Origin of the sequence: Gordoniibacillus kamchatkensis, from assembly GCF_000829455.1 — a bacterium.
In the GTDB taxonomy this organism is placed as follows: Bacteria; Bacillota; Bacilli; order Paenibacillales; family NBRC-103111; genus Gordoniibacillus; species Gordoniibacillus kamchatkensis.
Map to the genome: position 1 here is coordinate 22,310 of NZ_JXAK01000043.1, position 21,232 is coordinate 43,541.

At 52.9% G+C, this 21,232-nt stretch carries 22 protein-coding genes, 1 pseudogene and 1 other annotated feature; of the genes and pseudogenes, 5 read left to right on the plus strand and 18 right to left on the minus strand.

Features of this window, described 5'->3' with window-relative positions; genetic code table 11:
- Positions 1–444: 444 nt before the first annotated feature.
- The 3 genes from SD70_RS22000 (at position 445) to mobA (ending at position 2,671) form a co-directional block, all read left to right on the plus strand.
- Entirely contained in the window at positions 445–1,455 is a 1,011-nt protein-coding gene (locus tag SD70_RS22000; protein ID WP_231571399.1) for a polysaccharide deacetylase family protein, read from the plus strand.
- A gap of 83 nt (positions 1,456–1,538) precedes the next feature.
- The gene (gene mobB, locus SD70_RS22005) at positions 1,539–2,045 is read left to right on the plus strand and encodes a molybdopterin-guanine dinucleotide biosynthesis protein B (protein ID WP_041049744.1); all 507 of its coding nucleotides are present in this window, start codon (positions 1,539–1,541) and stop codon (positions 2,043–2,045) included.
- Positions 2,042–2,671: a molybdenum cofactor guanylyltransferase gene (gene mobA / locus SD70_RS22010; protein ID WP_052487747.1), complete on the plus strand. Its 630-nt coding sequence runs from the start codon at positions 2,042–2,044 to the stop codon at positions 2,669–2,671. The genes mobB and mobA overlap by 4 nt, the downstream gene beginning before the upstream one ends.
- A 164-nt stretch (positions 2,672–2,835) precedes the next feature.
- Here mobA and mazF read toward each other — a convergent pair whose 3' ends face one another.
- The 5 genes from mazF to SD70_RS22035 all read right to left on the minus strand — a co-directional run bounded on the left by mazF (position 2,836) and on the right by SD70_RS22035 (position 7,945).
- A complete protein-coding gene (gene mazF, locus SD70_RS22015) occupies positions 2,836–3,174 on the minus strand; it encodes an endoribonuclease MazF (protein WP_041049745.1) in 339 nt (112 codons plus the stop codon).
- On the minus strand, positions 3,168–3,398 hold the full coding sequence (locus SD70_RS22020; protein ID WP_041049746.1) for an AbrB/MazE/SpoVT family DNA-binding domain-containing protein: 231 nt from the start codon (positions 3,396–3,398) through the stop codon (positions 3,168–3,170). The genes mazF and SD70_RS22020 overlap by 7 nt, the downstream gene beginning before the upstream one ends.
- A gap of 206 nt (positions 3,399–3,604) precedes the next feature.
- A complete protein-coding gene (locus SD70_RS22025) occupies positions 3,605–5,482 on the minus strand; it encodes an arginine--tRNA ligase (protein WP_041049748.1) in 1,878 nt (625 codons plus the stop codon).
- Positions 5,483–5,528: 46 nt separating this feature from the next.
- Positions 5,529–5,753 (minus strand) — a binding site (T-box leader).
- Positions 5,754–5,809: 56 nt separating this feature from the next.
- Positions 5,810–6,481: a DUF899 domain-containing protein gene (locus SD70_RS22030; RefSeq protein WP_041049750.1), complete on the minus strand. Its 672-nt coding sequence runs from the start codon at positions 6,479–6,481 to the stop codon at positions 5,810–5,812.
- Positions 6,482–6,565: 84 nt separating this feature from the next.
- Complete coding sequence (locus SD70_RS22035) at positions 6,566–7,945, minus strand: aminotransferase-like domain-containing protein (protein WP_041049752.1); 1,380 nt, start codon at positions 7,943–7,945, stop codon at positions 6,566–6,568.
- A gap of 114 nt (positions 7,946–8,059) precedes the next feature.
- On the opposite strand from SD70_RS22035, the gene SD70_RS22040 reads away from it, so the two are divergent.
- Together SD70_RS22040 and SD70_RS22045 are read left to right on the plus strand one after the other, a co-directional pair.
- Entirely contained in the window at positions 8,060–8,482 is a 423-nt protein-coding gene (locus SD70_RS22040) for a GNAT family N-acetyltransferase (RefSeq protein ID WP_041049753.1), read from the plus strand.
- Between the two features lie 373 nt (positions 8,483–8,855).
- Positions 8,856–9,458 carry a FusB/FusC family EF-G-binding protein gene (locus tag SD70_RS22045; RefSeq protein ID WP_231571402.1) on the plus strand — a complete coding sequence of 201 codons (603 nt, stop codon included), beginning with the start codon at positions 8,856–8,858 and terminating at the stop codon, positions 9,456–9,458.
- 887 nt (positions 9,459–10,345) lie between these two features.
- Here SD70_RS22045 and SD70_RS22055 read toward each other — a convergent pair.
- The 13 genes and pseudogenes from SD70_RS22055 to SD70_RS22115 all read right to left on the minus strand — a co-directional run bounded on the left by SD70_RS22055 (position 10,346) and on the right by SD70_RS22115 (position 21,053).
- On the minus strand, positions 10,346–10,765 hold the full coding sequence (locus tag SD70_RS22055) for a hypothetical protein (RefSeq protein ID WP_041049755.1): 420 nt from the start codon (positions 10,763–10,765) through the stop codon (positions 10,346–10,348).
- A gap of 24 nt (positions 10,766–10,789) precedes the next feature.
- Positions 10,790–11,515: a kasugamycin N-acetyltransferase AAC(2')-IIb gene (gene aac(2')-IIb / locus SD70_RS22060; RefSeq protein WP_052487748.1), complete on the minus strand. Its 726-nt coding sequence runs from the start codon at positions 11,513–11,515 to the stop codon at positions 10,790–10,792.
- 125 nt (positions 11,516–11,640) lie between these two features.
- Positions 11,641–12,624, minus strand: coding sequence for an ROK family protein (locus tag SD70_RS22065; RefSeq protein WP_041049756.1), 984 nt, complete (start codon positions 12,622–12,624; stop codon positions 11,641–11,643).
- A 15-nt stretch (positions 12,625–12,639) separates the two neighbouring features.
- Complete coding sequence (locus SD70_RS22070; protein WP_394298002.1) at positions 12,640–13,326, minus strand: N-acetylmannosamine-6-phosphate 2-epimerase; 687 nt, start codon at positions 13,324–13,326, stop codon at positions 12,640–12,642.
- Between the two features lie 26 nt (positions 13,327–13,352).
- On the minus strand, positions 13,353–14,168 hold the full coding sequence (locus tag SD70_RS22075) for a carbohydrate ABC transporter permease (RefSeq protein ID WP_041049758.1): 816 nt from the start codon (positions 14,166–14,168) through the stop codon (positions 13,353–13,355).
- A gap of 10 nt (positions 14,169–14,178) precedes the next feature.
- Complete coding sequence (locus SD70_RS22080; RefSeq protein WP_052487749.1) at positions 14,179–15,048, minus strand: carbohydrate ABC transporter permease; 870 nt, start codon at positions 15,046–15,048, stop codon at positions 14,179–14,181.
- 75 nt (positions 15,049–15,123) lie between these two features.
- Positions 15,124–16,464, minus strand: a complete 1,341-nt coding sequence (locus SD70_RS22085; protein WP_041049760.1) for an ABC transporter substrate-binding protein — start codon at positions 16,462–16,464, stop codon at positions 15,124–15,126.
- A gap of 26 nt (positions 16,465–16,490) precedes the next feature.
- Positions 16,491–17,144, minus strand: coding sequence for a Gfo/Idh/MocA family protein (locus tag SD70_RS22090; protein WP_394298003.1), 654 nt, complete (start codon positions 17,142–17,144; stop codon positions 16,491–16,493).
- A 45-nt stretch (positions 17,145–17,189) separates the two neighbouring features.
- Positions 17,190–17,503, minus strand: a pseudogene (locus SD70_RS40475) (Gfo/Idh/MocA family protein); the annotation flags it as partial.
- Between the two features lie 176 nt (positions 17,504–17,679).
- Positions 17,680–18,525, minus strand: coding sequence for a helix-turn-helix domain-containing protein (locus tag SD70_RS22100; RefSeq protein WP_156158136.1), 846 nt, complete (start codon positions 18,523–18,525; stop codon positions 17,680–17,682).
- Positions 18,477–19,232: a response regulator gene (locus SD70_RS22105; protein ID WP_197081113.1), complete on the minus strand. Its 756-nt coding sequence runs from the start codon at positions 19,230–19,232 to the stop codon at positions 18,477–18,479. The genes SD70_RS22100 and SD70_RS22105 overlap by 49 nt, the downstream gene beginning before the upstream one ends.
- Positions 19,233–19,248: 16 nt before the next feature.
- Entirely contained in the window at positions 19,249–19,524 is a 276-nt protein-coding gene (locus SD70_RS22110; protein WP_197081114.1) for a sensor histidine kinase, read from the minus strand.
- Positions 19,518–21,053 carry a sensor histidine kinase gene (locus SD70_RS22115; protein ID WP_041049771.1) on the minus strand — a complete coding sequence of 512 codons (1,536 nt, stop codon included), beginning with the start codon at positions 21,051–21,053 and terminating at the stop codon, positions 19,518–19,520. Before SD70_RS22115 ends, SD70_RS22110 begins: the two co-directional genes overlap by 7 nt.
- Between the last annotated feature and the right edge of the window lie 179 nt (positions 21,054–21,232).

Below are 21,232 nucleotides of genomic sequence, written 5' to 3' on the forward strand. Positions count from 1 at the left end.
ATTTTTCCGATGCGGCCGAATATATTGCTAGTAGAAAGATTGATTGGATACTAGTGTGATTTTTGCGATGCCGCCGCTCAGACAAGCCTGAGATTCATATCGCATGTTCGCAGGTGAACTCTCCGCGGTAGCCTTAAAGGAACAGTTCCGTTATGGCTCGGATAGCGGGGCATCGAAATTATGTTAACGGAACATGGTTCCGCTATCGGTTCAGAACAAGAGCGATTCTCGTCAAAAATGGAGATATAACGTACTCCCGTTCCGTTAATTTGGGGAAATATTCGGGAAATGGGCCAATAACGGAACAAATTTCCGCTAAGCGTAAGAAAGCCCGGCCAAGGTTGTAAAGCAAACCATGCTTAGAACGTCCTGTGCAAAGACAAAACAACGCAATCTCAACAATCCTAGGTTTCCTGCAAACTCGGAATGTGACGGAGGGCCGGTATGCGAATCAAACTTTCACCCGCCATAACGTTCTTTGCCGCATGGACACTGTGCCTGCTGCTTATGGCTTGTACGGATAATGAAGGTACGGTGCCGGGAGCTTCCGTCATTTCTCCCGTTTCGCCGCCAAGCGTTGCCGACGCGTCCGCGCCGCAGGCCGGGACAGCGCAGGCGGTGTCGGTGCCGCAGACCGAAACTGCGCAGCCGGCGTCCGTGGCGCCCGGCGGGACGGTACAAGCGGCGTCCGCACCGCTGAACGGTATCGCTCAACCAGGGTCCGTACCGCCTGAAGGGACGGCACAGACGAAGCCCGCCCCCACAGCCGCAGAGGAGCCAAAGCGAGAGAAGCCTGTATCCATCCCTGTGCTCAATTACCATAGCATCGATATCGACCCGGACAGCACGCTCACGCTCGCCCCCGACAAATTGGCCGCGCAAATGGAGCATTTGGCGAAGGAAGGCTACACACCTTTGTCGCTGGGCGATTTTACGGCCATTATCGAGAAGCGCAAGCCCGCGCCGCCGAAGCCGGTGCTGCTGACGTTCGACGACGGCTACGCGGACAACTACGAGCAAGCGATGCCGGTGCTGAAGCGGTACGGTTTTCCGGCTACGGTGTTCATCTCTCCCGGCGTCGTCGGACAAGACGATTACTATCTCAATTGGGAGCAAGTGAAGGAAATGCGCGAAGCCGGCTGGGACATTCAGCCGCACGGCATGACCCATCCTCATCTCCCCGAGCTTTCCAAAGAGCAGCAGAAGAAAGAAATCACTGAGGCGCGCCGCCAAATCGAGGAGCAGCTCGGCACGACGGCCGACATTTTTTGTTACCCGTACGGGGAATTCAACAAACAGACACTCGCGATCCTGAAGGAGGGAGGGTTCCGATACGCCTTTACGATCGAGCAGGGCGTAGCCTCGTCGTCGCAGCCCCCGCTCCAGCTCAAGCGCATCTACGTGAACGGGAAAGAGAGCCTCGCCGCATGGAGCAAAAAGCTGGCAGCGCCGTAATCCGCGCCGAACCGCCGCATCCGGGGGCGGAATTTGCTACAATGGGACTGTGCTTATCGACGAACGTCCCAGGAGGATTGCCCATGCGCCCGAATCATCCGCCCATCATTCAAATCGTCGGCTACAAAAACTCCGGCAAAACGACGCTGCTCGCCGCTCTGATCCGCGAGCTGCGGTCGTTCGGCTACCGGATCGGCACGGCAAAGCACGACGCCCACAGCTTCGAGATCGACTACGAAGGACGCGATACGTGGCAGCACTACGAGGCGGGGGCCGATGCGGTGGCTATTACGTCGGCGGACAAGTCGGCGCTCATTCGCCGCGCTCCCGCCGCCCTCGAAGAGCTCGCCGGGGCGATGCCGGAAGTGGACGTCGTGCTTGCCGAAGGCTTCAAGGACGCGCCGTTTCCGAAAATCGTCCTGCTCCGGGGCGCTCCGGATCTTGAGTTGGCGGACCGCTTGGCTGCCGTCATTGCCGTTGCTGTCCGGTTCCCGTACCGGCATCCGGCAATTCCTACGCATCATGCAGACGACGTCGCCGCGCTGGCCGGGATCGTACGAGCCTATTTGCCGGAGGCGCCGCGCCGATGACATCAGCTCAGTCCCGCATTCACGGCATCGTTCTTGCCGGCGGCCGCAGCTCGCGCATGGGCACCGATAAAGCGCTGCTGCCGGTAAACGGCAAGCCTTTGCTCAGGCACATTATCGATACCATTGCTCCCTACTGCGACGGGGTCACCGTCGTTGTTCCTTACGGCGAGCCGGGTCGCTACCGCGACCTGCTGCCCGACGGAATCGGCGTCACAACTGATCGCACGCCAGGTCAAGGCCCGCTCGCGGGCATTCACACCGGGCTGCTCGCACTGCCACCCGGCTGCGAGTACGGCTTTCTTATGGCGTGCGACATGCCGGCTTTTTCCGCGGAGCTGTTTGGCCGAATGACGCTTGCTCTCGCAAGCGGCGGCAATGTTCCCGGCGCCCCGGAAGCGGTGCTGTGTCCCGGGCAGCCTTTTCACGCGCTGTACCGCCGCAGCGCTGCCGCCGTCGCCGAGCGCCTTCTCGTGGAGCAGCGCCGCAAGCTTTCCGCCTTCACGGACGCGCTGCGCGCCGTCTACGTCGACCCGCCCCGGGACGATTGCTTCCTGAACTTGAACACCCCGGACGACTACGCCGTCTTCATGGTAAAAGCGCCGGGCAACCCAAAAGTCGAATTTTGATTTTTGAAGCCCCGTTCTCACTGATTTTGAAGCTGTATGGGACGCTCATGTCCGTTAAATCTCTAACAGAACCTATGCCAAAAAGAACCTCAACTGCACATTCAGTGCGATGGAGGTTCTTTTTTGACGAAATTCGGGACTGGCTCGTTCATGCGACGATTGAGCTAACAAATCAGTAATTGTATTTTAGAAATGACCTCGGCCAACGTCTCCTCCGGTACTTTGCAGATGAATGCCGCTTGTCGAGATTGCCAGTCGAGACTCTTTACTTGGTCGGAGAGAATAACCCCCTCGATAGGCAAGTCCTGCGGGATCATAACCTCAAACGGGTAGCCCTTGATCCTCGAGGTTACCGGACAAAATAAGGTTAAGCCCACCTTCCCATTGTACGTCACTGGCGATACGACTAAAGCTGGGCGTTTGCCCGCTTGCTCGTACCCCAATTGGGGGTTGAATTGCAACCATACCAGGTCGCCCCGATCCGGAATGTACCGATCTACCATGACTCCCGTCCTCGTGGCACACCGGTTTGAATCTCGGCATGGAGGTTGTCAGGGGTGATCTGCTCTAACAATTCGTCCAATGATTTCGGCTTGGGCTTGATGACCAGATGGCCATCTTCTATGTCGAGATCTACTTCGGAACCTTCTTTCAGACCGACCTTAACGGCTATCGCTTTAGGGATGCGAATGCCTAAGCTATTGCCCCATTTTTGTACCTGTAACATATTCCCGCCCCTCACACAAGTTTATACAAAGTATAAACAATTTGTTGATGGAAGTCAAACCGAACTAACCAATTCGTATCGTGGTTCAATTTCACAGATTCAGCTTAGAAAAATACTACTCCTTATCCGCCTCTAGCTTCGGCAAATGCGAATTCAAATATCGTTGGCAACATCTTCAATAAAAAAAGAGCAGGCGACTGCTCTTTTTACATCCGCTTCGGGGTCGGCAGGCCCAATACTTGAAGGGCGTCGCGCAGCGTCTCCCGGAAACGCTCCGTCAGCCAAACGCGCACATGTTTCTTCCGATTTTCCGCCCTCAGAATGGGGCATGTCGCGTAGAAGTGGTTAAACAGCGTCGCCAGCTCATGCATATAAGCGCATATGTGATTCGGCGCCAGCTCCTGTACGGCTGTATGCAAAATTTCCGGCCAATAGGCAAGCTGCCGCAAAAGGGTATGCTCTTGAAGCTCGAGGTCGTCAAATGCGGCTGGCGGCGCCGTTTGCCCGGATTCGCTTTTGACCTTGTCGAGAATGCTGCAAGCCCGGGCGTAGGAATACAGCAAATACACTCCCGTATTGCCCGATATTTCCGTCGCTTGCTCAAAATCGAACACGATTTCGGTCTGCAAATGGAACTTGAGCAAGTAGTAGCGGATTGCCGCCGCTGCGATGACACGGCTGGAAAGACCCGTCCTGCGGGAACGCTTGGCATCGATGATTTGCTCCATCCGGTCAAGCAAATCCGCTACCTTGATGCCGATGCCTTGTCTCCCCGACATCGGGTAAGAATGCTTCCTCTCTGTAATGTCCACCCCTAAATCCGCTGCCGTATCGGGACTCAGCGAAACAACCCCATAACTGACGTGCTGCAAATGTTGGGCTTGTTGTTCATAGCCAAGGGCCAGGAGGGCCTGTTTGACCATAGCTTGAGGATATTCCTGGCGGCGGTCGATGACGTTGATCACCCGATCCGCATGGCCTATTGTTTTCTTCACGCCGTCCTGTTGGGTCGACCAAACGCGATCCGTAAACTTCGCATAATGGAAATCTTTCCCCAAAAGCCCGAACTTCCACAAATGGTAAGCGATGTCCTTAGCCGTGTAGGTCAAAATTCCGTTCGACCGAACGAGCACTTTGTCTGCGTGAAAATCTTCGTTATCGGCCGAGCTGCCACCATCTTCCGCTTGTTTCAGCACCCAGCAGCCCGCGAGCTTCCCCTCGGTCTCTTGCCGGAAAATCGGCGTCGTGCGCAACAGCTCAAACGCCTGCGACCAAAATCCTTCCCGAACGATGCTGCTTTCCCATACGAGAACGTCATACTCGACGCCGAATTGCTTCAGCTCCTCCAAGTGCTCCCGAACAATCCGTTCCGCCACAAGCAGTCCCAGCCAGGCCACGTTGGAGCTGCCTTGTTCCAATTCATGAAGAACGACGGCGCGCTCTTTTTGCAGGTCCGGATTTGCTTTGTACGCTTTGTTGATTTTGGCGTACGTTTCCCAGCAAAAATCGCCAAACCGCGCAAACGGCTCCTCCGTCTTCGTGTGCATGAACCCCACCACCGTGTCCGCCAGCTGGTTGCCCAAATCGTCGATGTAGTTGTGCACCTCGACTTGCTGCCCTATTCTTTTGAGCATCCTTGCCAACGTATCGCCGATGCACGAATTGCGCAGATGGCCGATATGAGCCGACTTATTCGGATTAATGGACGTGTGCTCGATCAATACTTTGGCGCTTTTCCGATCCGGATCCGGTAAAATCGCCCCGCGCGAAGCCTCCGACGCCCACTTGCCCCAATCCAAATAAAGGTTAATGAAACCGGGAGCGGCGACCTCGATCTTGTAAAACAGCGCGTTGATCTTCACGTGGGCGAGCAATCGTTCCTTGATCTCGCCGGCGATGGACATCGGCGGTTTTTTCAAAGTTTTGGCCAATTGCATGGCGACATTCGTGCTGTAATCCCCGTGGGTTAAATTGGCGGGATGCTCCACGATAATCTTCAGTCTTTCAGGCTTCTGCCCGCCGGCGTTCGCCAGCATTTGCTCTACAACATCATCGACTGCCGAAATGATGGTTTCACTGATCATTGTTACGCCCTCCTCCTTAATATGAAAAAGGCTCCCGTCTCTACAATGTAGAGACGAGAGCCTTACAGGTTCCCCGCGGTACCACTCTAAGTGTCAGACCATAGCCGGTCTGACCTCTTTATTTCGTAACGGCGTTTTGCCGGATCGGCCTACTTCGGTTCGGCAGATCGTTTCCTGGGCCCGATTCATCCGCGGCAACCGTACCGGCTTGCACTAACCCGGCTCGCTGCGACTGTTTGCCATGGACTACTTTTCCATTCATTAACGTTCACCATATGGAGTTGTAAAGATGCTTAGATACATTTATACAGGGAACATATGGCAATGTCAAGATGGATACTCGTCGTGCAGGCGCCACCACGTATATGGCGGAGTTTGCGGCCATCCCTCAGGCGAATCTTCCCACTCTTCCTGGCGGCCGTAAGGGGTCAGGTCGAGGAAATTGAAGTCGGCCCTAATCCTGTCGACGCCGCGTGCAGACGTGTAATAAGTGCGAAACACGGAATCGCCGTCACGCAGGAACACGCTCAGGCCGAATCCCCTGCCTGCACCGCAGTCGTTGTTGAAGTCGTCGCCGTTCGACGAGAACCATGGCACCGTCCATCCCATGCGTTCCTTGTAAGGCTCGATTTGCGAAAGCGGTGCCGGAGAGACGAGAACGAAAGTCGTATCGCGGGCGTTCAGATGGGCAAGGTGACTAATGTTGTCTACAAAAGATGAGCAGCCCCGGCAGGGGGCGGAGCCCGGAGCCATCATGAAGTGGTACACAATGAGCTGGCGGCGCCCGTCGAAAAGGTCCTGCAGGCTCGCATCACCATCCGGGCCCTCAAACGCATACTTGGCCGCATCGATCCGAACCATCGGCAGCCTCCGGCGCTCCGCGGCCAGAGCGTCCAGCGCGCGAGTGAGCTCCTTTTCTTTGACGAGCAGCTTTTCGCGGGCAGTCCGCCACTCGTCTTCCGACACGACTTGGGGAAGTGCTTTCGTGTTAGCTTCCATTTCGCTCCTCCTAATGGGATCGACTTTTTTCAGATGCTCCTACCACTGTAACACACCGTTGTACGGCGCATTTCTCATCGATTGCTAAATCCAACTGAAGGCGGAACGGCTTGCTCTGCCGGAGCCGCTGCGCAGCATCTCCTCGGCAGCCTCGCGGATGAGCCGGATGCCGGTATCGATCTCATTTTCGTTGGTGCGGATAATGCTAAGGCGTACACCGTTTACAGCATCGAAGCCGGGAATGTAGCAGTGCGTCGTCGGCATGACCTCTACATTCCGCAGACGCAGGGCAGCAGCCAGCTCCTCCGCAGGCAGCTGCTCGGGCAGCTCCAGCTGGGCGAAAATCCCGCCCTCGGGCCTGCTCAGACGAAAATCATCGTTTAAATAGCGGTCGCATGCCGCCTGGAGTACCTTCATCCGAACACCGTACCGTTCACGCATCAGGGCGGCATGGCGCTGGAAAAGGCCGCTGCCGAAGTGGAGCTCCAACGCCGCTTGGGAAAGAGCGGCCGTGCTCGAGTCGCTTACTGCCTTATGCATGCGGAACATAGGCATTACGGCGGCGGGAACGACAGCGGCGCCGAGCCGGAGGCCGGGCAGCATGATTTTGGAAAAGCTGCGAATATAGATGACGCGGCCGGAACGGTCGTAGCTGCAAATCGGATCGGCCTTGCTGTCCGTTTCCAAATCCGCTAGATAATCGTCTTCCACGACGTAAACATCGTACTTGGCTGCGAGCTGCGCGATCGTTTCCTTCTGAGAGCGGGAAAGGCTCGTCCCGAGCGGATTGTGGAACCTGGGCACCGTGTAGAAAAATTTGATCGGGTTATTTCGAAAATGCCGTTCGAGCTCATCCAGGTCGATACCGGCCTCTGTGCGGGCAATCCCGATGGCAGTTACCCCCAGCAGCCCGATGGATCGATTCATTCCGGCATAGCCGGGCTGCTCGACCAGAACGGCGGATTTCCCGTTCGGGAACGGCATCAAGGCGAGCAAGTGCAGCGCCTGCAGGGAGCCGGAGACGACGCAAATCCGTTCCGGTCCCGCAAAAACCTGCGACTTAGCCAGGTGACGCGAGATCGCTTCACGGAGCGACAGAAACCCCTGCGGATCGCCGTATGTGAAAAGGTGATCGCCGTACAGCTCCACGGCCCGGCTCAGGCCGTGCTGCAACTCCTCGTAGGGGATGACGCCGGGGTCCGGGGCTGCCGCGGAAAAATCGATCAGCCCCTTCGCCCGATCCTCCGCCTTGGAGGAACGAAGAATCGCGTAGTAGCCGCTCTTGGGAACGCCGTAGATCAGGTGCTCTTTCTCCAAATCGCCGTAGGCGCGAATGATCGTGTTTTTGCTGCTCCCGAGCTGGATGGACAGCTGCCTGATGGACGGCATTTTGGCGCCCGGTTTGATGGCTCCGCTATGGAGCTGCTCGCGGAGAAACGTTTTGACGTATTCGTACTTTGTCATCGTTCCGCCCCTCAATCTGTATGGGTATAGTTCGAGGAAAGAATCATTTTCCAATCGGATTGTCCCCATTATACTAAACTCATTCACAAACGCATAGGATTTGGAGGGGTACAGATGGAATGGATTCATGAGAATTTGCCCTATAGGATCAGCGACAGTACGGAAGAGCTGCAACCCGACGTCATACATGCCTTGCTGCGGTCGAGCTACTGGGCGTCCGAACGGCCGAAAGACGTCATCGTCAGAAGCCTTGAAGGATCGCTCTGTTTCGGACTTTATAACGGAGAGACACAAGTGGGGTTCATGCGGGTAGTGACGGACGGAGCAACTTTTTCATGGCTGTGCGACGTTATCGTTGACCCGGGGCACCGGGGGCGAGGGCTCGGCAAATGGATGATGGAAGTCGTAGTCGGACATCCTCGCATCAGCCATACGAGTATCGCGCTCGGTACGCGCGACGCGCACGGCCTGTACGAGAAGTACGGTTTTGTGCGCCAGGAAATGATGCGCCGCCGGCCGGTTGATCGGCAAAATTAGGGAATCGTCCCGTAATTTTGTTCCGTCTCCTCGCGCCAGTTCGGGAAATAGGAGTACGCCCCCCGCCAAACCTTGGGAGTTGCGGCAACGTTAAGCGCACTTTATAATTGGCTGTAAAAGGGGGGGCGGTACAGATGGCAAATCATTTTGCCGGAAGAAGAAGCGGCTCGTGCAAAGCCTGATATTGGGGCGATACTTTGCATGGGCAGGGCAATTACCGTAAACATTGTCGCCCGAAAAAGCTTATATCGTTTCTAATAATGGGCTTTGCACCTTATTGGGCTTTCATTCAAAAATAAGGGGCTGACAAGCGATGCAACAACCATTTATTAGAAACCATCAATATAACCTGATTAAATAGCAAGCCGGCCGGCTGCAGCAAGCATACGGAACCGTTTTCGATCCGAAAGTGGTGGAAGCGGTAAAATACAGCACGCAGCTTGCCATTTTTGAAGCGTTCCCTGATGCGACGGAGCAGCAAAAGCTGCTGCTTGGGGCGATTGCGACGGCGGGTACGGCGCAGGAGATCGGCGCCTATTTGCTTTCGCTCGAGCCTTATTTGGCGGAATTTGCGCCGGTGACGGACAATCAGGTCAAGAAACTGTTCCCCAAGGTCAAAAAGCTGAAGGTTCCCGATCTGGCCGCTATCGATTACCGGTACGTCACGTACTTGGGCTGGACCGACATCGCGACGAACAAACTGTTTCTCGTGTACCGTCTGGACGGGCAGCTTGTCGGGATCGAAGGAAATTACAATCTGGTCAACAAGAAGAGCATCTGCTTTTTGTGCAACCGGCATGGAGAAGTTGCGTTATTTTCGGCGATTACGAAATTCAGGCCGGCTAACGCTTCGCCCGATTATTACAAGGCGATAGGCAACTATATGTGCGCGGACAGCGCCGCGTGCAACAAGAACATCACGGATGTCGCCGCGCTGGAAAAGTTTATACATGACGTTGTGGGGCACCGCCATTGAAGCATAACTCGATTCTCGCAGCCGTAACACCGAAGTCCGCCGCTCTAGGCGGGCTTCTTGTATATTCATTCGTCTTCAAGTTGAACCGCGCCAGCCGCACGAATCGCAGGTTCTCCATGCGAATCCCCGCCTTCGTGATACTATAACGGAACGGTGTTCCGCTATTTTGCGAAAATGAGGGGGAGCCGACACAATAACGGAACGCTGTTCCGCTATCGGGCGGCAATTACGGGTTATCTGCGTATTTTACACGTTATACCGGGTAAATAGCGGACTCCTGTTCCGTTAATTTTGGGAAATAAACGGGAAATGCCGTGATAACGGAACAGCGTTCCGCTATCGCTTTACCGGAACGCATGTCCCCAAACTTATCCCCCATTTACCCAACTGAGCAAACAATTTATTCGCGTTTAGAGAAATGCAAGCAGCATGGAGATACTTACCTGTGTATGTATGGAGTCATTTTCATAAATAATCAAGCTAGGATATCCGAGAATGAGGGATTGCTGCGTGCAAAAATTCAGTTTATCGATACTTTCCATGCTTTTTGTTACTCTTACATACGCGAACCGGTCTTTGGCCTGCGGCGGTTGTCCGGGCGAAAATCCACAGCCTACTTTGGCCGATTGGTCGTTTGTAATAAGTATGGCACTAACCTTACTCTTTCTGGTCGTTTTATCCATTGCAGTACCCATTGTCTTACTTGCGAAGATGTGGAAAACGTTACAGCTTCGCAAAAACACCAAAAAATCCGGACTCCACCGGTATGAATAACCTGTCCGTTGAATAAAAAAGTGGGCAGCTGCCGAGGCTTGCTGCTCCACCGATTGATATAAGCCCGAGGGATGATTGCGCGAACTATTACAAGTTTTCGGTACAGGATACGCTCACCAAAATTTCCACCAAGGGGGGTTTAATTTCTTGACTTCATGCATATCTAATTCAAGCCCGTCAAACTTTGAATTTGTTTCAGCTGCCGATACCATCAATATATCCGTTAGATCTAATAAAGCCTCAACACTCAATCTGCTTATTGGGGTTGTAATTTCAACGATATGCGTCGAGTTATCATATTGTTTGCAAATGCTCGCGTCAAAATCATCTTGGTATAATGCCCTTACCTCCTCAGCTTGCTCATACGAGTTTGCAATCATAATTCCTTTAATTCGGCCTTTATTCCCTGTTTTTACGCCCATTTCGCGCAGCTTCTGCCAAAGGGATTTCGTGAGTTCATGTTGCTTCGCTCTTTCGATCGGGTCTATGAAGTCAATTCCTTTATAGCCACTCAATGAAATCCCCCTTTTCATCTTCTCCATCCTCGAGTAACAAGATCAAGTGACGGTGAAATTGACTCCATAAAAGAGCAAACCTAACTTCCGCGCCACACTTTGGGATGCCAGATTGTCCCACGAAGTGCTGTACAGAGGCAACCTTCCCGCCTCCCGCACTGACGCTGCCCACCCGGCGACAACTGCGGCGGCATATCCTTTTCCGCGAAACCCGTCCAACGTCTCAAGCCCTGCTTCGTGCGCCCTGGATGTGATGCGCACGCTTCGGCAGACCGAGACGGCCCTGTTATCGCGCACCAGCGCTATACAGGGCTGCGTGTAGTCGATTTCTGAAGCGAGCCATTCGAAACCGCCGCGCAAATATTCCGTCATATTTTCCCGGGTGATGCCGACCACTTGCAGGGACGGCGCCACATCGCCAGGAACAAGATAACAAGGTCCCATCGTGAACCGTTCCCCTTGGAGGAGATTCATATAGGCCTCGAAATGTTTCGGTTTCGTCCGGAAATCCGTAACGGCCGGCTCGTCAGCACACAATTCCTTCAATTGCTCGATAAGCTTCTCCGGGACATCATGCCGAAACCGGCAGATGGCCGTCCCCTCTACCGTCCGTCCCAGGAAAAATCGAGGGGCAGGGGCCTCACCGGGCCAAGGTTCGTTTATCGTATGAAGCCTCATATTCCTGTCGTGCGTAAATAGTGCCTCAACATGGAACTCCATCAGATCATAGGCGGTTGGTTTGATTTCATCCATCTCCTTCACTTCCATCCCTCCGGAACAAAACGGTCTAGGAGTATTATATCTCGAAATGGGCGTGAGCGGGCCCGAAATAAACTCTCTCTCCAAAACAAAAAGAGAAGCGCAGCCTGCGCTTCTCATGCTCCTTGCAGCTCTTATCCCGTTGCTTCCTGCTGCTCATATTCCCATACTTGAAGTCCCGCTCCGATCATGCCGCTCAGATTTCCACGGTACGCGAGCTCCAACCGAACGCCTTCGCGCAGCGAGGGCATCGCTCTTTTCTCAACTTCCTGCTTCAGACGGAGCATCAGCGGCTCTCCCGCCTCCGCCACTCCGCCGCCCAGAACGATCATTTCTGGATTGAACATATGGATCAGGCTCGCGATCGCCGCTCCAAGCGCTCCGACCGTCTCGTCGATCACTTCCGAAGCCAGCGGATCGCCCGAAAGCCAACGGGCAATGACTTCTTTTGCATCTATGGATTGATGAACGGACCCAGGCTCTGCGGCCAAGCGGGCGTTCATCTGTTTGGCGATGCCGGTCCCGGAAGCATATTGTTCCAAACAGCCGATGTTCCCGCATATGCAAGGAAGCCCTTTGTAGTTCACGGACATGTGGCCGATTTCACCGGCACCGCCCCAAGCGCCGTGCACGATTTTGCCGTCCGCGACGATCACGCCGCCGACACCGGTTCCAAGCGCGAGGCAAATAAAATGTTTCGCTTCCCGCCCTGCCCCCAGTACCTTCTCGGTTAGCGCCAGCGCGTTCACATCGTTGTCCACGTAAGCAGGAAGCCGAAACCGGTTCTGCAAAATCGCCCGAAGCGGAGTTCCTGTATAGCCCGGCAGCAGATCGGAAGCGAAGCGGATCGTTCCCGTCTGCCAATCCACCTGTCCCGCTGTTCCTACGCCGATGCCTTTCAAAGTCTCTAGCGACGTCACCACTTTCAGCTTAGCCAAAAGCTCCTCTATCGCCTCCGTCACCCTGTCGATGACGTTCGCTTGTCCGGCCAACGTAGGCAGACTGAAGGAACACAGCACTTCCCCCTGCCGGTTGATGACCCCCGTATTGATTTTCGTACCTCCGATATCCACTCCGATGGCATAAGAAGATTGCGGATCGTACAAATCCCTCTTCATACCGATCGCCCCTCCTTACGGAATCAGCTTCCGCAGCGCTTCCACATAACGCCTCGTGATCAGCTGCGGACGGGTGATCGCGCTTCCTACGACGACGTAGGTCGCTCCCGCTTCAAGCGCCTTTACGGCCTCCTCGGGAGTCCAGATCCGCCCCTCAGCTACTACAGGAACGCTCACCGTTTCGCTGAGTCGCCGCACCAGCTCGAAGTCCGGCCCCTCCAGCTGCGGGCTGTACGGCGTATAGCCCGACAGCGTCGTTCCGATATAGTCGGCATCGAGACGTTCAGCGGCTGCCCCTTCCTCGAAGGTCGACACGTCCGCCATCACGGCGGCACCGGCTTGGTGCGCATAAGCGATCAGCTCGCGAACCTGATCCAGTCTCCCTTCCCTGTCCGTTACATCCAGGGCAACGATGTCGGCCCCCGCTTCCACGATGGCTTTCACTTCGTCCAGCGTCGGCGTAATGAATATGTCCGATCCCGGAATATCCCTCTTGATTAAGCCGATAACCGGCACATCGACGGCTTCCTTGATGCTTCGAATATCATGCGCGCCGTTGGTCCGAATGCCTATCGCACCGGACATTTGCGCCGCAACGGCCATTTTCCGTATCGTATCTCCGCCATGCAGCGGTTCATCCTCCAGCGCTTGGCAGGACACGATCAATCCTCTTTGCGAGAACAATGTTTTGTTTAATGTCACCGAACCCATATCCTTTCTGACGGTTGTCATTTTACAGCGCCCATAGTCATCCCTTTGACCAAATGCTTCTGGACGGAAAGCCCGAAGATCAGCATCGGCAGCATAATGAACGTCCCCGTAGCCGTAAGCGGTCCCCATTCCGTTCCTTGAAACGTCATAAACGAGGTAATCAAGACCGGCAGCGTCTGGGTCGTTTTCCCGGCCAGCACGAGCGAGATGAGAAACTCGTTCCAAACGAACACCATCGACAAAATAAAGGTCGCGGCGATTCCGCCCCTGGCGATCGGAAGGATGACGCTAAGGAACGTTTTGAACTCCGAGCAGCCGTCCACAAAAGCCGCTTCCCGAATTTCCCCGGGGATGTCTTCAAAAAAGGTGAGCAGCATCAAAATGGCAAAAGGCAAATTCATTAACATATATACAATGATCAATAAAAGATAAGAGTCCGTCAATCCGACTTTGACCGCGATAAAATAGACGGGCAGCAGCATGAGGATCGGCGGCGCCACTCTCGAGCTGAGAATGAACGTGATCATGTTCATTTTTTTGCGTATAGGAAAATTTGCGAGCGCATAAGCCGTAATCGACGCCAGACATAAACAAAGCAGCGTGGAGACGACGGAAATCATCAAGCTGTTCGCGAAAGCGGCGAAAAAGTCCGACCTTGCAAACACATTTTGATAGTTTTCAAAAGTTGGCGTAAAAATAAGCACAGGAGGCACGGCAAAGGCATCCTTGTAGTTTTTGAAAGAAGTCGAAACGAGCCAGAACAGGGGGCTTAAGAAGAACAACAATATGATCACGGCACCGGCATAAAAAAAGGTTGTTTTTGTTCGCACCATAGTCCCCCTCCTATCCGTTCGCTCTGGTGCTTGTCATTTTTTTATAGATGAATGTAAATATAAACGTAATCGCAATGGTAATCGAAATATTAATTACCGTTGCATAGCTAATGTTAAAGTTGTTGAAACCTTGAATATACGCGTACATATTCGTCGTTTCCGTGGAGAGCGACGGCCCGCCTCGCGTCATGACATAGATGATATCGAACGTTTTGATGCTATCCATCATCCGCAGCAGGAAAGCGATCAATAAGGAGGGCTTCATGAGCGGCAAAACGACATGCCAGAACGTCTGCAACCGGGTAGCTCCGTCCACTTTCGCCGCCTCTAGCGGCTCGCCGGGCAAAGCATCCAAGCTGGAGGCCAGAATCAGAAACACGAACGGAGTCCATTGCCAGACGTCCGACAAGATGACGGCAAACATGGCGAGATCCACGTTGCCAAGCCAATCGTATTTATTTCCTAGTCCGATGACGCTCAGGAAGTAGTTGATGATTCCGGCATTCGGGTCGTAGAAAATGCGCCAGATCAAGCCGGATACGACCGGTGTCATAATCATAGGAATCAGCATTAACGTTCTTACGATCCGCCTGCCGCGGAACTCGCGGTTGAAATAGAGCGCAATCGCAAGCCCAAGAATGAGCTCGACGAAAGTTGCAATGACGGAAAATTTCAGCGTTTTCCCAACGGAGGACCAGGCGCGCCCATCGTGCAGCAAATCGGCGAAATTGGACAATCCGACAAAAGCGTGCGCCTGCTTGACCAAATTGATGTTTTGCAAACTCAAATAGATCGAATAGCCCAGTACTATGACGGAAAATGCACTAAGTATGACGATGGCGGGCGAAAGCCACAATTTTACTCGATTCTGTTGAAGCAACGGTCTCACATCCTTGAAAGGGGCCAAGAATCGCCTACGTGCAGCTTTGCTTGACCCCTTGTATTGATTATCTTTTTACTTCGCTTCCAACACTTTATTGTTCAGATCGTTGGCTTCCTTCAGCGCTTGCTCGGCAGAGGTATGGCCCGTCAATGCTTTTGAAATGGCTACCCCGGTATTGTTGATGATCTCATTCGCTTGCGGAATTTGCGGCAAGTAATTCGGATTTCCTTTTTCAATCGCCGCCAGCATCGTGTCTTTGAACGCCCCGAACTTGGACAAGAACACTTCGTTCTTCATGGCGCTGAGAGACGAAACGCCGGAGTTCGGATCGATCGACATCGATTTGATTTGCTGGTCCTTTGACGTCGCCCAGCTCATAAACAGCCATGCCGCCTCTTTGTTTTTGCTGTCTTTGGCCAAGTACATGCCGTGTACCGCCAGTGAGGAAGCTCCTCCCTTTGGATTGCCGGTTTGCGTTGGCACCGGAGCATATCCGACTTTACCGACAACGGACGATTCTTTCGGATCTTCGTTAAAGGCTCCGTTGACCGTGGCATCGATCGTCATGGCGGCTTTTCCTTGCTGGAACAGCAGGCGGTTTTCCTGCCATCCGAAGTTGGCTACGCCGGTCGGGCCGTATTTCGTGAGAATGTCTTTGTAGAAATTGAGCGCCTTCGCCGCTTCCGGCGTGGCAAGGTCGGACTTCCCGTTGGCGTTGATCCACTGCCCGCCGAAGCCCCACAGGAACGTAGCCCATACGTAAACGTTCTGGATGCCCTGTTCGCCCCTAAGCGTAATGCCGGCAATCTCGCCTTTCGTTTCGTCGTGAATCACTTTCGCGTCATTCATCATTTCATCGAACGTCGTCGGCACTTTCAAATTGTATTTTTCAAACAAATCTTTGCGGTACATGAGGAACGTGCTTTCACCGTAAACCGGCAAGCCGTAAAGCTTGTCCCCAACCTTCATCGCCTTCAAATATTGCGGAACGAAGTCCGCGCCGTCGTAGTTTTTGTTGAGCGAGCTATTCCCCGCATAAGAATCGAGCGGGTCCACATAGCCGGCATTAACATAGCTGATGCCGTGAACCATGTCGTCCATCACGATATCGTAACGGCCGGAGCGGCTGGAGAAATTCATCAGCGCTTTGGACGTCAAATCGCTGTAAGGCACAATTTCCAGATTGACTTTGATGCCCGTGCTTTTCTCGAAATCCGGCAGCATTTTTTGGATCGAATTGCTTGTCGAATGTCCTTCGAGCAGTACGCTGATTTGTTGTCCTTTATACGGCTGGTCCGAACCCGTTTGCGCGCCGGCTTGGCTGGCATTGCCCGATGGCTTGGAGCCGCAGCCCGTTGCCGCCATGGCCATGGACAGCAAGAGTGCGGCGGAAATCGTATACGTTTTTTTCATGACTGACCCTCCCGATTCTATTATCGTTATTCCGCTTTTACGGCTACCGGACGTCCGGAACGAAGCGATTCTTCCATGCAGCTTGCGATATAGACCGACCGGTAGGCGTCTTCCACGGAGATCGGCAGCGGCTCGCCATTCAGAACAGACAAGACGAACGAAGTAATCTCTTCCTTCATAATGCCCGTTAACCGGCCGTACATTTCAACGCCATACATCGTATCCGGATACGTAAAGCGCGAGCCCGTATGCACGGAAATGTTCTGGTTGACGATATTAATGTTGATCGCGCCTTCCGTGCCGATGATATCCAGCTTCGCATCCAGCTCCAAGTGATTGTCCGGCATAACCCAGCTTGTCTCATAGCTGCCAACCGCACCCGAAGCAAAACGGATCGTGGAAACGGCGGCATCCCCGACGCCCAAAGAACTTAAGCGGTTCCGGACTTCAACCGTGTACACTTCGGTAATTTTGTCACCGGTGATCCACTCGATCGCGTCGATGTCATGAACCCCAAGGAACATTAACACCGACGTTCTTCCCTTCAAGCGCATACCGTTTTGGAACGAGTTGTTCCGTCTGGCGTACAGGTGAAGCGGCTGGCCGACTTTCCCTTGCCGGACGGCTTCGCGTGCATGATAATACCGCGGGTCCCAGCGCAGCGTATGGCCGACCATCATTTTAATTCCCGATGCATTCACTTTGTCTACAAGTTCTTTGGCCTCGGCCAAATCCGTTGCAAGCGGTTTCTCAATCAACACATGTTTGCCATGTTTGCAGGCGAGGCAAGCCAGCTCATAATGCTGGTCGTCGGAAGTGCATATACTGACCGCGTCCAGGCCAGGCATCGAGAAGAGCGCATCGAGCTCTCCGCCGCTACAACGCCATATTGGTTCGCAATGTTCCTCGCATGCTCCTGGTAAATATCATATACTGCCACTAACTCTACATTGGGCATTTCGGCATAGATCCTCGTATGGGTTTGCCCCATAACCCCCAAGCCGATGACCGCCACTTTCATTGATTTCAACTCCGTCATCCCTTTCTGTCGACTTGTGAAACGCTTACAACCCGATTATAGCTTTGCCGCCCTTGGCGCAGAATGAACGGAGATGATGAAATCGTTCACAATAAAAAAGGAGACGTTATCGATATTCACTTTTTTCAGAACGTTGTTCATTTTTTTCAACTGATCTGCCCAAAAAAAAATTCTTCCTATTCCAAAGGAACGGAAGAATCGGATGCTTTCGGAAATTGCGCACGATATTGTTTCGGGCTCATGCCCTTTAGTTTTTTGAACACTCTCCCAAAATAGTTGATGTTCTCGTAGCCAACTTGCTCCGCAATCTTATAATGAGGCCAATTTGTTTCATGCAGCAGTTCTGCTGCCTTATCCACCCGAATTTGATTCACGTACTCCGTAAAGCTCTTGTGCAGCTCCTTTTTGAACAAGTGGCTTAAATACCCTTCGCTGACGTTCACCATCTCGGCCGCTTGCTTTAAAGACAAGTCGATCGCATAGTTCGATTTGATATAGAGAATGAGCTTCTGGATCTCTTCCCGATGCGTCTTGCCCCAAATATCCCTGGCCCGGCTGCTGTAAGCGGCAATAAATTGTTCAAACCAAAGCCTCGCTTCCGCCAGCTCCTCGAAGCGGATGACCCGCTTGTACATGGGCATTTCCTTCTCCAATTGCTGAAAAGCGTCTTCGCCAAACATTTTAAATCCCGCCTGGAAACAGTGAAGGAGTTCCAGACAGACCCGAATGTTGGTTTCAATGGGCTGCCTGGCCTCTTCCATCCGGTCCAAAACCCGGCTGACGATGTGCCGCATGCCATCCTCGTCCATGCGTTCGATTTCAAACTTTAACCGGCGCTCGTCCTCTTTGGGAAACAGGATCGCGGCATAGTCCGCCCTTTCTGGCTCCGCAAACGCAAATATACGTTCTTTGCCGGCGAAAAAATATTGCTCCACAGCTGCTTTAGCCTGTTCATAAGCGGTCTTGATTCCATTCAGACCGGCAAACTCAGGACTGATGCCGATGCTGACCGATGCTTCCAAAAACGCTTTGCCGCACTGATTAAATCCCGGCCAAGCGCTTGCAAAGCATCCGGCGCGGTTGTAAGTTCGCCGTCAGAAGGAATTAAAAGAACGATGTCTTGATCTTTGTAATGGAGAGCATGCCCTTCCGTCCACTTTTTCAGCTGTAATTCGATCAAGTTTAACAAGGTTGGCATGGCGGAAGGATCGTCCGCGTGAAAATGCGGGCCGCCATGCACCCGTACGAGCAGCAACCGTTGAGCGGCCGTCAACCCTCCCTTCGGCACGCCCCCTTGCTCAAGCTCAAGCGGCGGACCGCCTTCAAGGCGATTCCGAACGATTTGCGCCAGCGAATGGCCTTGGGTTTTAACCGGTTCCGCTGCCGGGCGGTCCGAAACGATTTTATTCGACGTTTCCTGCAGCAGGTCGAGAAGCTGCTCCGGTTCGATCGACGCTTTCAAAATGTAATCGTCTACTCCCATTTTCATCGCTTTGCGAACATAATCGTATTGATCATGGCTGCTGAGCACGATGATCCGGATCCAAGGATATTTGTTTTTCACGATTTGGATCAGCTCGAGGCCGTCCATGTTGGGCATAATAATATCGGTGAGCAAAATATCGGGCGGCGACTGTTCAATTAATTCCAAGGCTTGTTTCCCGTCAGCCGCATCTCCCGCATAATGGAACCCGTGCGCTTCCCAATCGATTACGGATTTAATCCCCAAACGAACAATGATTTCGTCATCCACGAGCAATATTTTTAATGCCGTAGCCCTCTCCTCCTTCCAGCTGTTTGATGGGCAAGCTGATCTCGACTGTCGTTCCCCGGTTCGGCCCGCTGCGAAGGGTTAATCCGTAATAATCGCCGTACTGCAATCGGATCCGGTCATGGACATTTTTAATGCCTATTCGTTGCGATTGTCCGCTCCCCGAATCGTCGGCGAGCCATGCTTCGACTTCCTGCAGCCTTTCTTTCTCCATCCCGACCCCGTTATCCCGAACAGCGATTTTCAGCACTTCCATGCTCTCCTCTCGGCCCGAACGAAAATTTCGCCCTGGCCCTTTAACGGCTCGATGCCGTGGTAAATGCAGTTCTCAATGACCGGCTGCAGCATGAATTTGATGACTTCCGCATTCAACAGCTGCTCGGGAATATCGTAATGAATCGATAATTTTTCATTATACTTGATCTTCATGAGCGTAATATAGTCCTCGATATACGCTATTTCCTCCTGCAGCGTGACCAAGCTGCCTCCCCTGCCGATACTCGCTTCCATCAGATTGGACATCCGCGACAGCATCTGGCCGACCGACCGGTCGTTCCGAATATAAGCCATCCATTTGATATTGTTAAGCGTATTCAAAATAAAGTGAGGGTTAATGACTGCCTGCATCGCCTTGAATCTCATTTCTTCCTTCAATCGGTACTGTTCTTTCAGCCTCTGCAGCAAGTCCTTGATTTGTCCGAGCATGTTATTATACTTGACCATCAAAACGGAAATTTCTTTCGGGCCGGTCACCGACAACACGCTGTTGAAATGGTTGTTTTCGGCTTCCTGCATTTTTTTGCCGAGCAGTTTAAGCGGCCTTGAAATGCTGTACGAGATCGGAAAGGTGATGATTATGAACAAGATGAAAATAAGGCCGGCAATCACAATATTCGTTCGGCGGATATCGAAAATCTCTTTAAAGACCGTGTCATAGGGAGTTACCTGAATGAGCCTCCAGCCCGTTTGATTGATGGTGTAGTGATTTACGATCCATTTGCCCTTGCCCTTATTAACGATAAAATCCCCGCTTAGGGCGGCATCGGCTTTAGGGATGAACGATTCCTTGGATAAATCGGTGCCTAATTTCGTCTTGTCCGGACTGGAAATAACGGTGCCCTGCTGATCGATCAAATAGACGTCCCCGCCCATTCCGGATAAATATTTGCTGAAATCTTCTTCGGCCGCGCTAAACAGAAGCACGCCGATTTTTTGATGAGTTTGCGGATCGAACACATTTTTTGCGAGCGATATGACGGGACGCTGATCGGCAAACGTATAGTTGCTGCTGTTAAACAACCAGATCGACTTGTTCGGATCTTCCATCAGCTCTTTGTACCAGGCCGTGCGCGTCAATTCCCCGTATTTCTCCTGCTCCGTATAACGCGTGCTGAACAAATGATGATTTAAATCCATCACCGTTACAAGAGCCGTATAATTGGAACTGGACAGTCTGGTGACGATACTCTGTTTTAATTGCAGCTGATCGTACTCGCTGAATTGCTCCGGGTTTTTCAACATTTGCAATAGCGCAGGATCGACCGAAATTTGCGCCGCGGATTTATACATATCCTCCACGATATTTTCAATGTTCATGTTTTCCAAATATAACGCCTGTTGCGCCGATTTCGCTATTTTCGCTTCAATCGCTTTCTCCAGCGGCTTGTCGATATAATAAAACATGAGAATAAAAGGCACGATCAAAAAGATAAGAATGGAACAAATGATCTGATTCCGGATCGACATGTTGTGCAGAAATTTATCCGAGAGGCTGTACATCGAATTCCCCCTTGCCGGTAAAGCGTTTTCTTTTTTCCAATGCCGCTGGCGCTTTGTTGCATAACTTTATTATAGCTGAAAGAAGTGCATGTAACAGCACTGCCGGATTGGGGGTTGGTGGAAGAGGGGGTTGCAATGAAAAAGGCCGCCGACCACATCGTGGCGGCAGCCTTCCATTA

What these genes read in the sequence shown, in the direction of transcription:
- SD70_RS22030 (WP_041049750.1), bottom strand. Translation starts at nt 6,481, where the DNA reads ATGGAAGCTAACACGAAAGCACTTCCCCAAGTCGTGTCGGAAGACGAG.
- mobA (WP_052487747.1), top strand. Translation starts at nt 2,042, where the DNA reads ATGACATCAGCTCAGTCCCGCATTCACGGCATCGTTCTTGCCGGCGGC.
- SD70_RS22000 (WP_231571399.1), top strand. Translation starts at nt 445, where the DNA reads ATGCGAATCAAACTTTCACCCGCCATAACGTTCTTTGCCGCATGGACA.
- mobB (WP_041049744.1), top strand. Translation starts at nt 1,539, where the DNA reads ATGCGCCCGAATCATCCGCCCATCATTCAAATCGTCGGCTACAAAAAC.
- SD70_RS22025 (WP_041049748.1), bottom strand. Translation starts at nt 5,482, where the DNA reads ATGATCAGTGAAACCATCATTTCGGCAGTCGATGATGTTGTAGAGCAA.
- SD70_RS22040 (WP_041049753.1), top strand. Translation starts at nt 8,060, where the DNA reads ATGGAATGGATTCATGAGAATTTGCCCTATAGGATCAGCGACAGTACG.
- SD70_RS22090 (WP_394298003.1), bottom strand. Translation starts at nt 17,144, where the DNA reads ATGATGGTCGGCCATACGCTGCGCTGGGACCCGCGGTATTATCATGCA.
- mazF (WP_041049745.1), bottom strand. Translation starts at nt 3,174, where the DNA reads ATGGTAGATCGGTACATTCCGGATCGGGGCGACCTGGTATGGTTGCAA.
- SD70_RS22035 (WP_041049752.1), bottom strand. Translation starts at nt 7,945, where the DNA reads ATGACAAAGTACGAATACGTCAAAACGTTTCTCCGCGAGCAGCTCCAT.
- SD70_RS22020 (WP_041049746.1), bottom strand. Translation starts at nt 3,398, where the DNA reads ATGTTACAGGTACAAAAATGGGGCAATAGCTTAGGCATTCGCATCCCT.
- SD70_RS22055 (WP_041049755.1), bottom strand. Translation starts at nt 10,765, where the DNA reads ATGAAAAGGGGGATTTCATTGAGTGGCTATAAAGGAATTGACTTCATA.
- SD70_RS22065 (WP_041049756.1), bottom strand. Translation starts at nt 12,624, where the DNA reads ATGAAGAGGGATTTGTACGATCCGCAATCTTCTTATGCCATCGGAGTG.
- SD70_RS22085 (WP_041049760.1), bottom strand. Translation starts at nt 16,464, where the DNA reads ATGAAAAAAACGTATACGATTTCCGCCGCACTCTTGCTGTCCATGGCC.
- SD70_RS22115 (WP_041049771.1), bottom strand. Translation starts at nt 21,053, where the DNA reads ATGTACAGCCTCTCGGATAAATTTCTGCACAACATGTCGATCCGGAAT.
- SD70_RS22075 (WP_041049758.1), bottom strand. Translation starts at nt 14,168, where the DNA reads ATGGTGCGAACAAAAACAACCTTTTTTTATGCCGGTGCCGTGATCATA.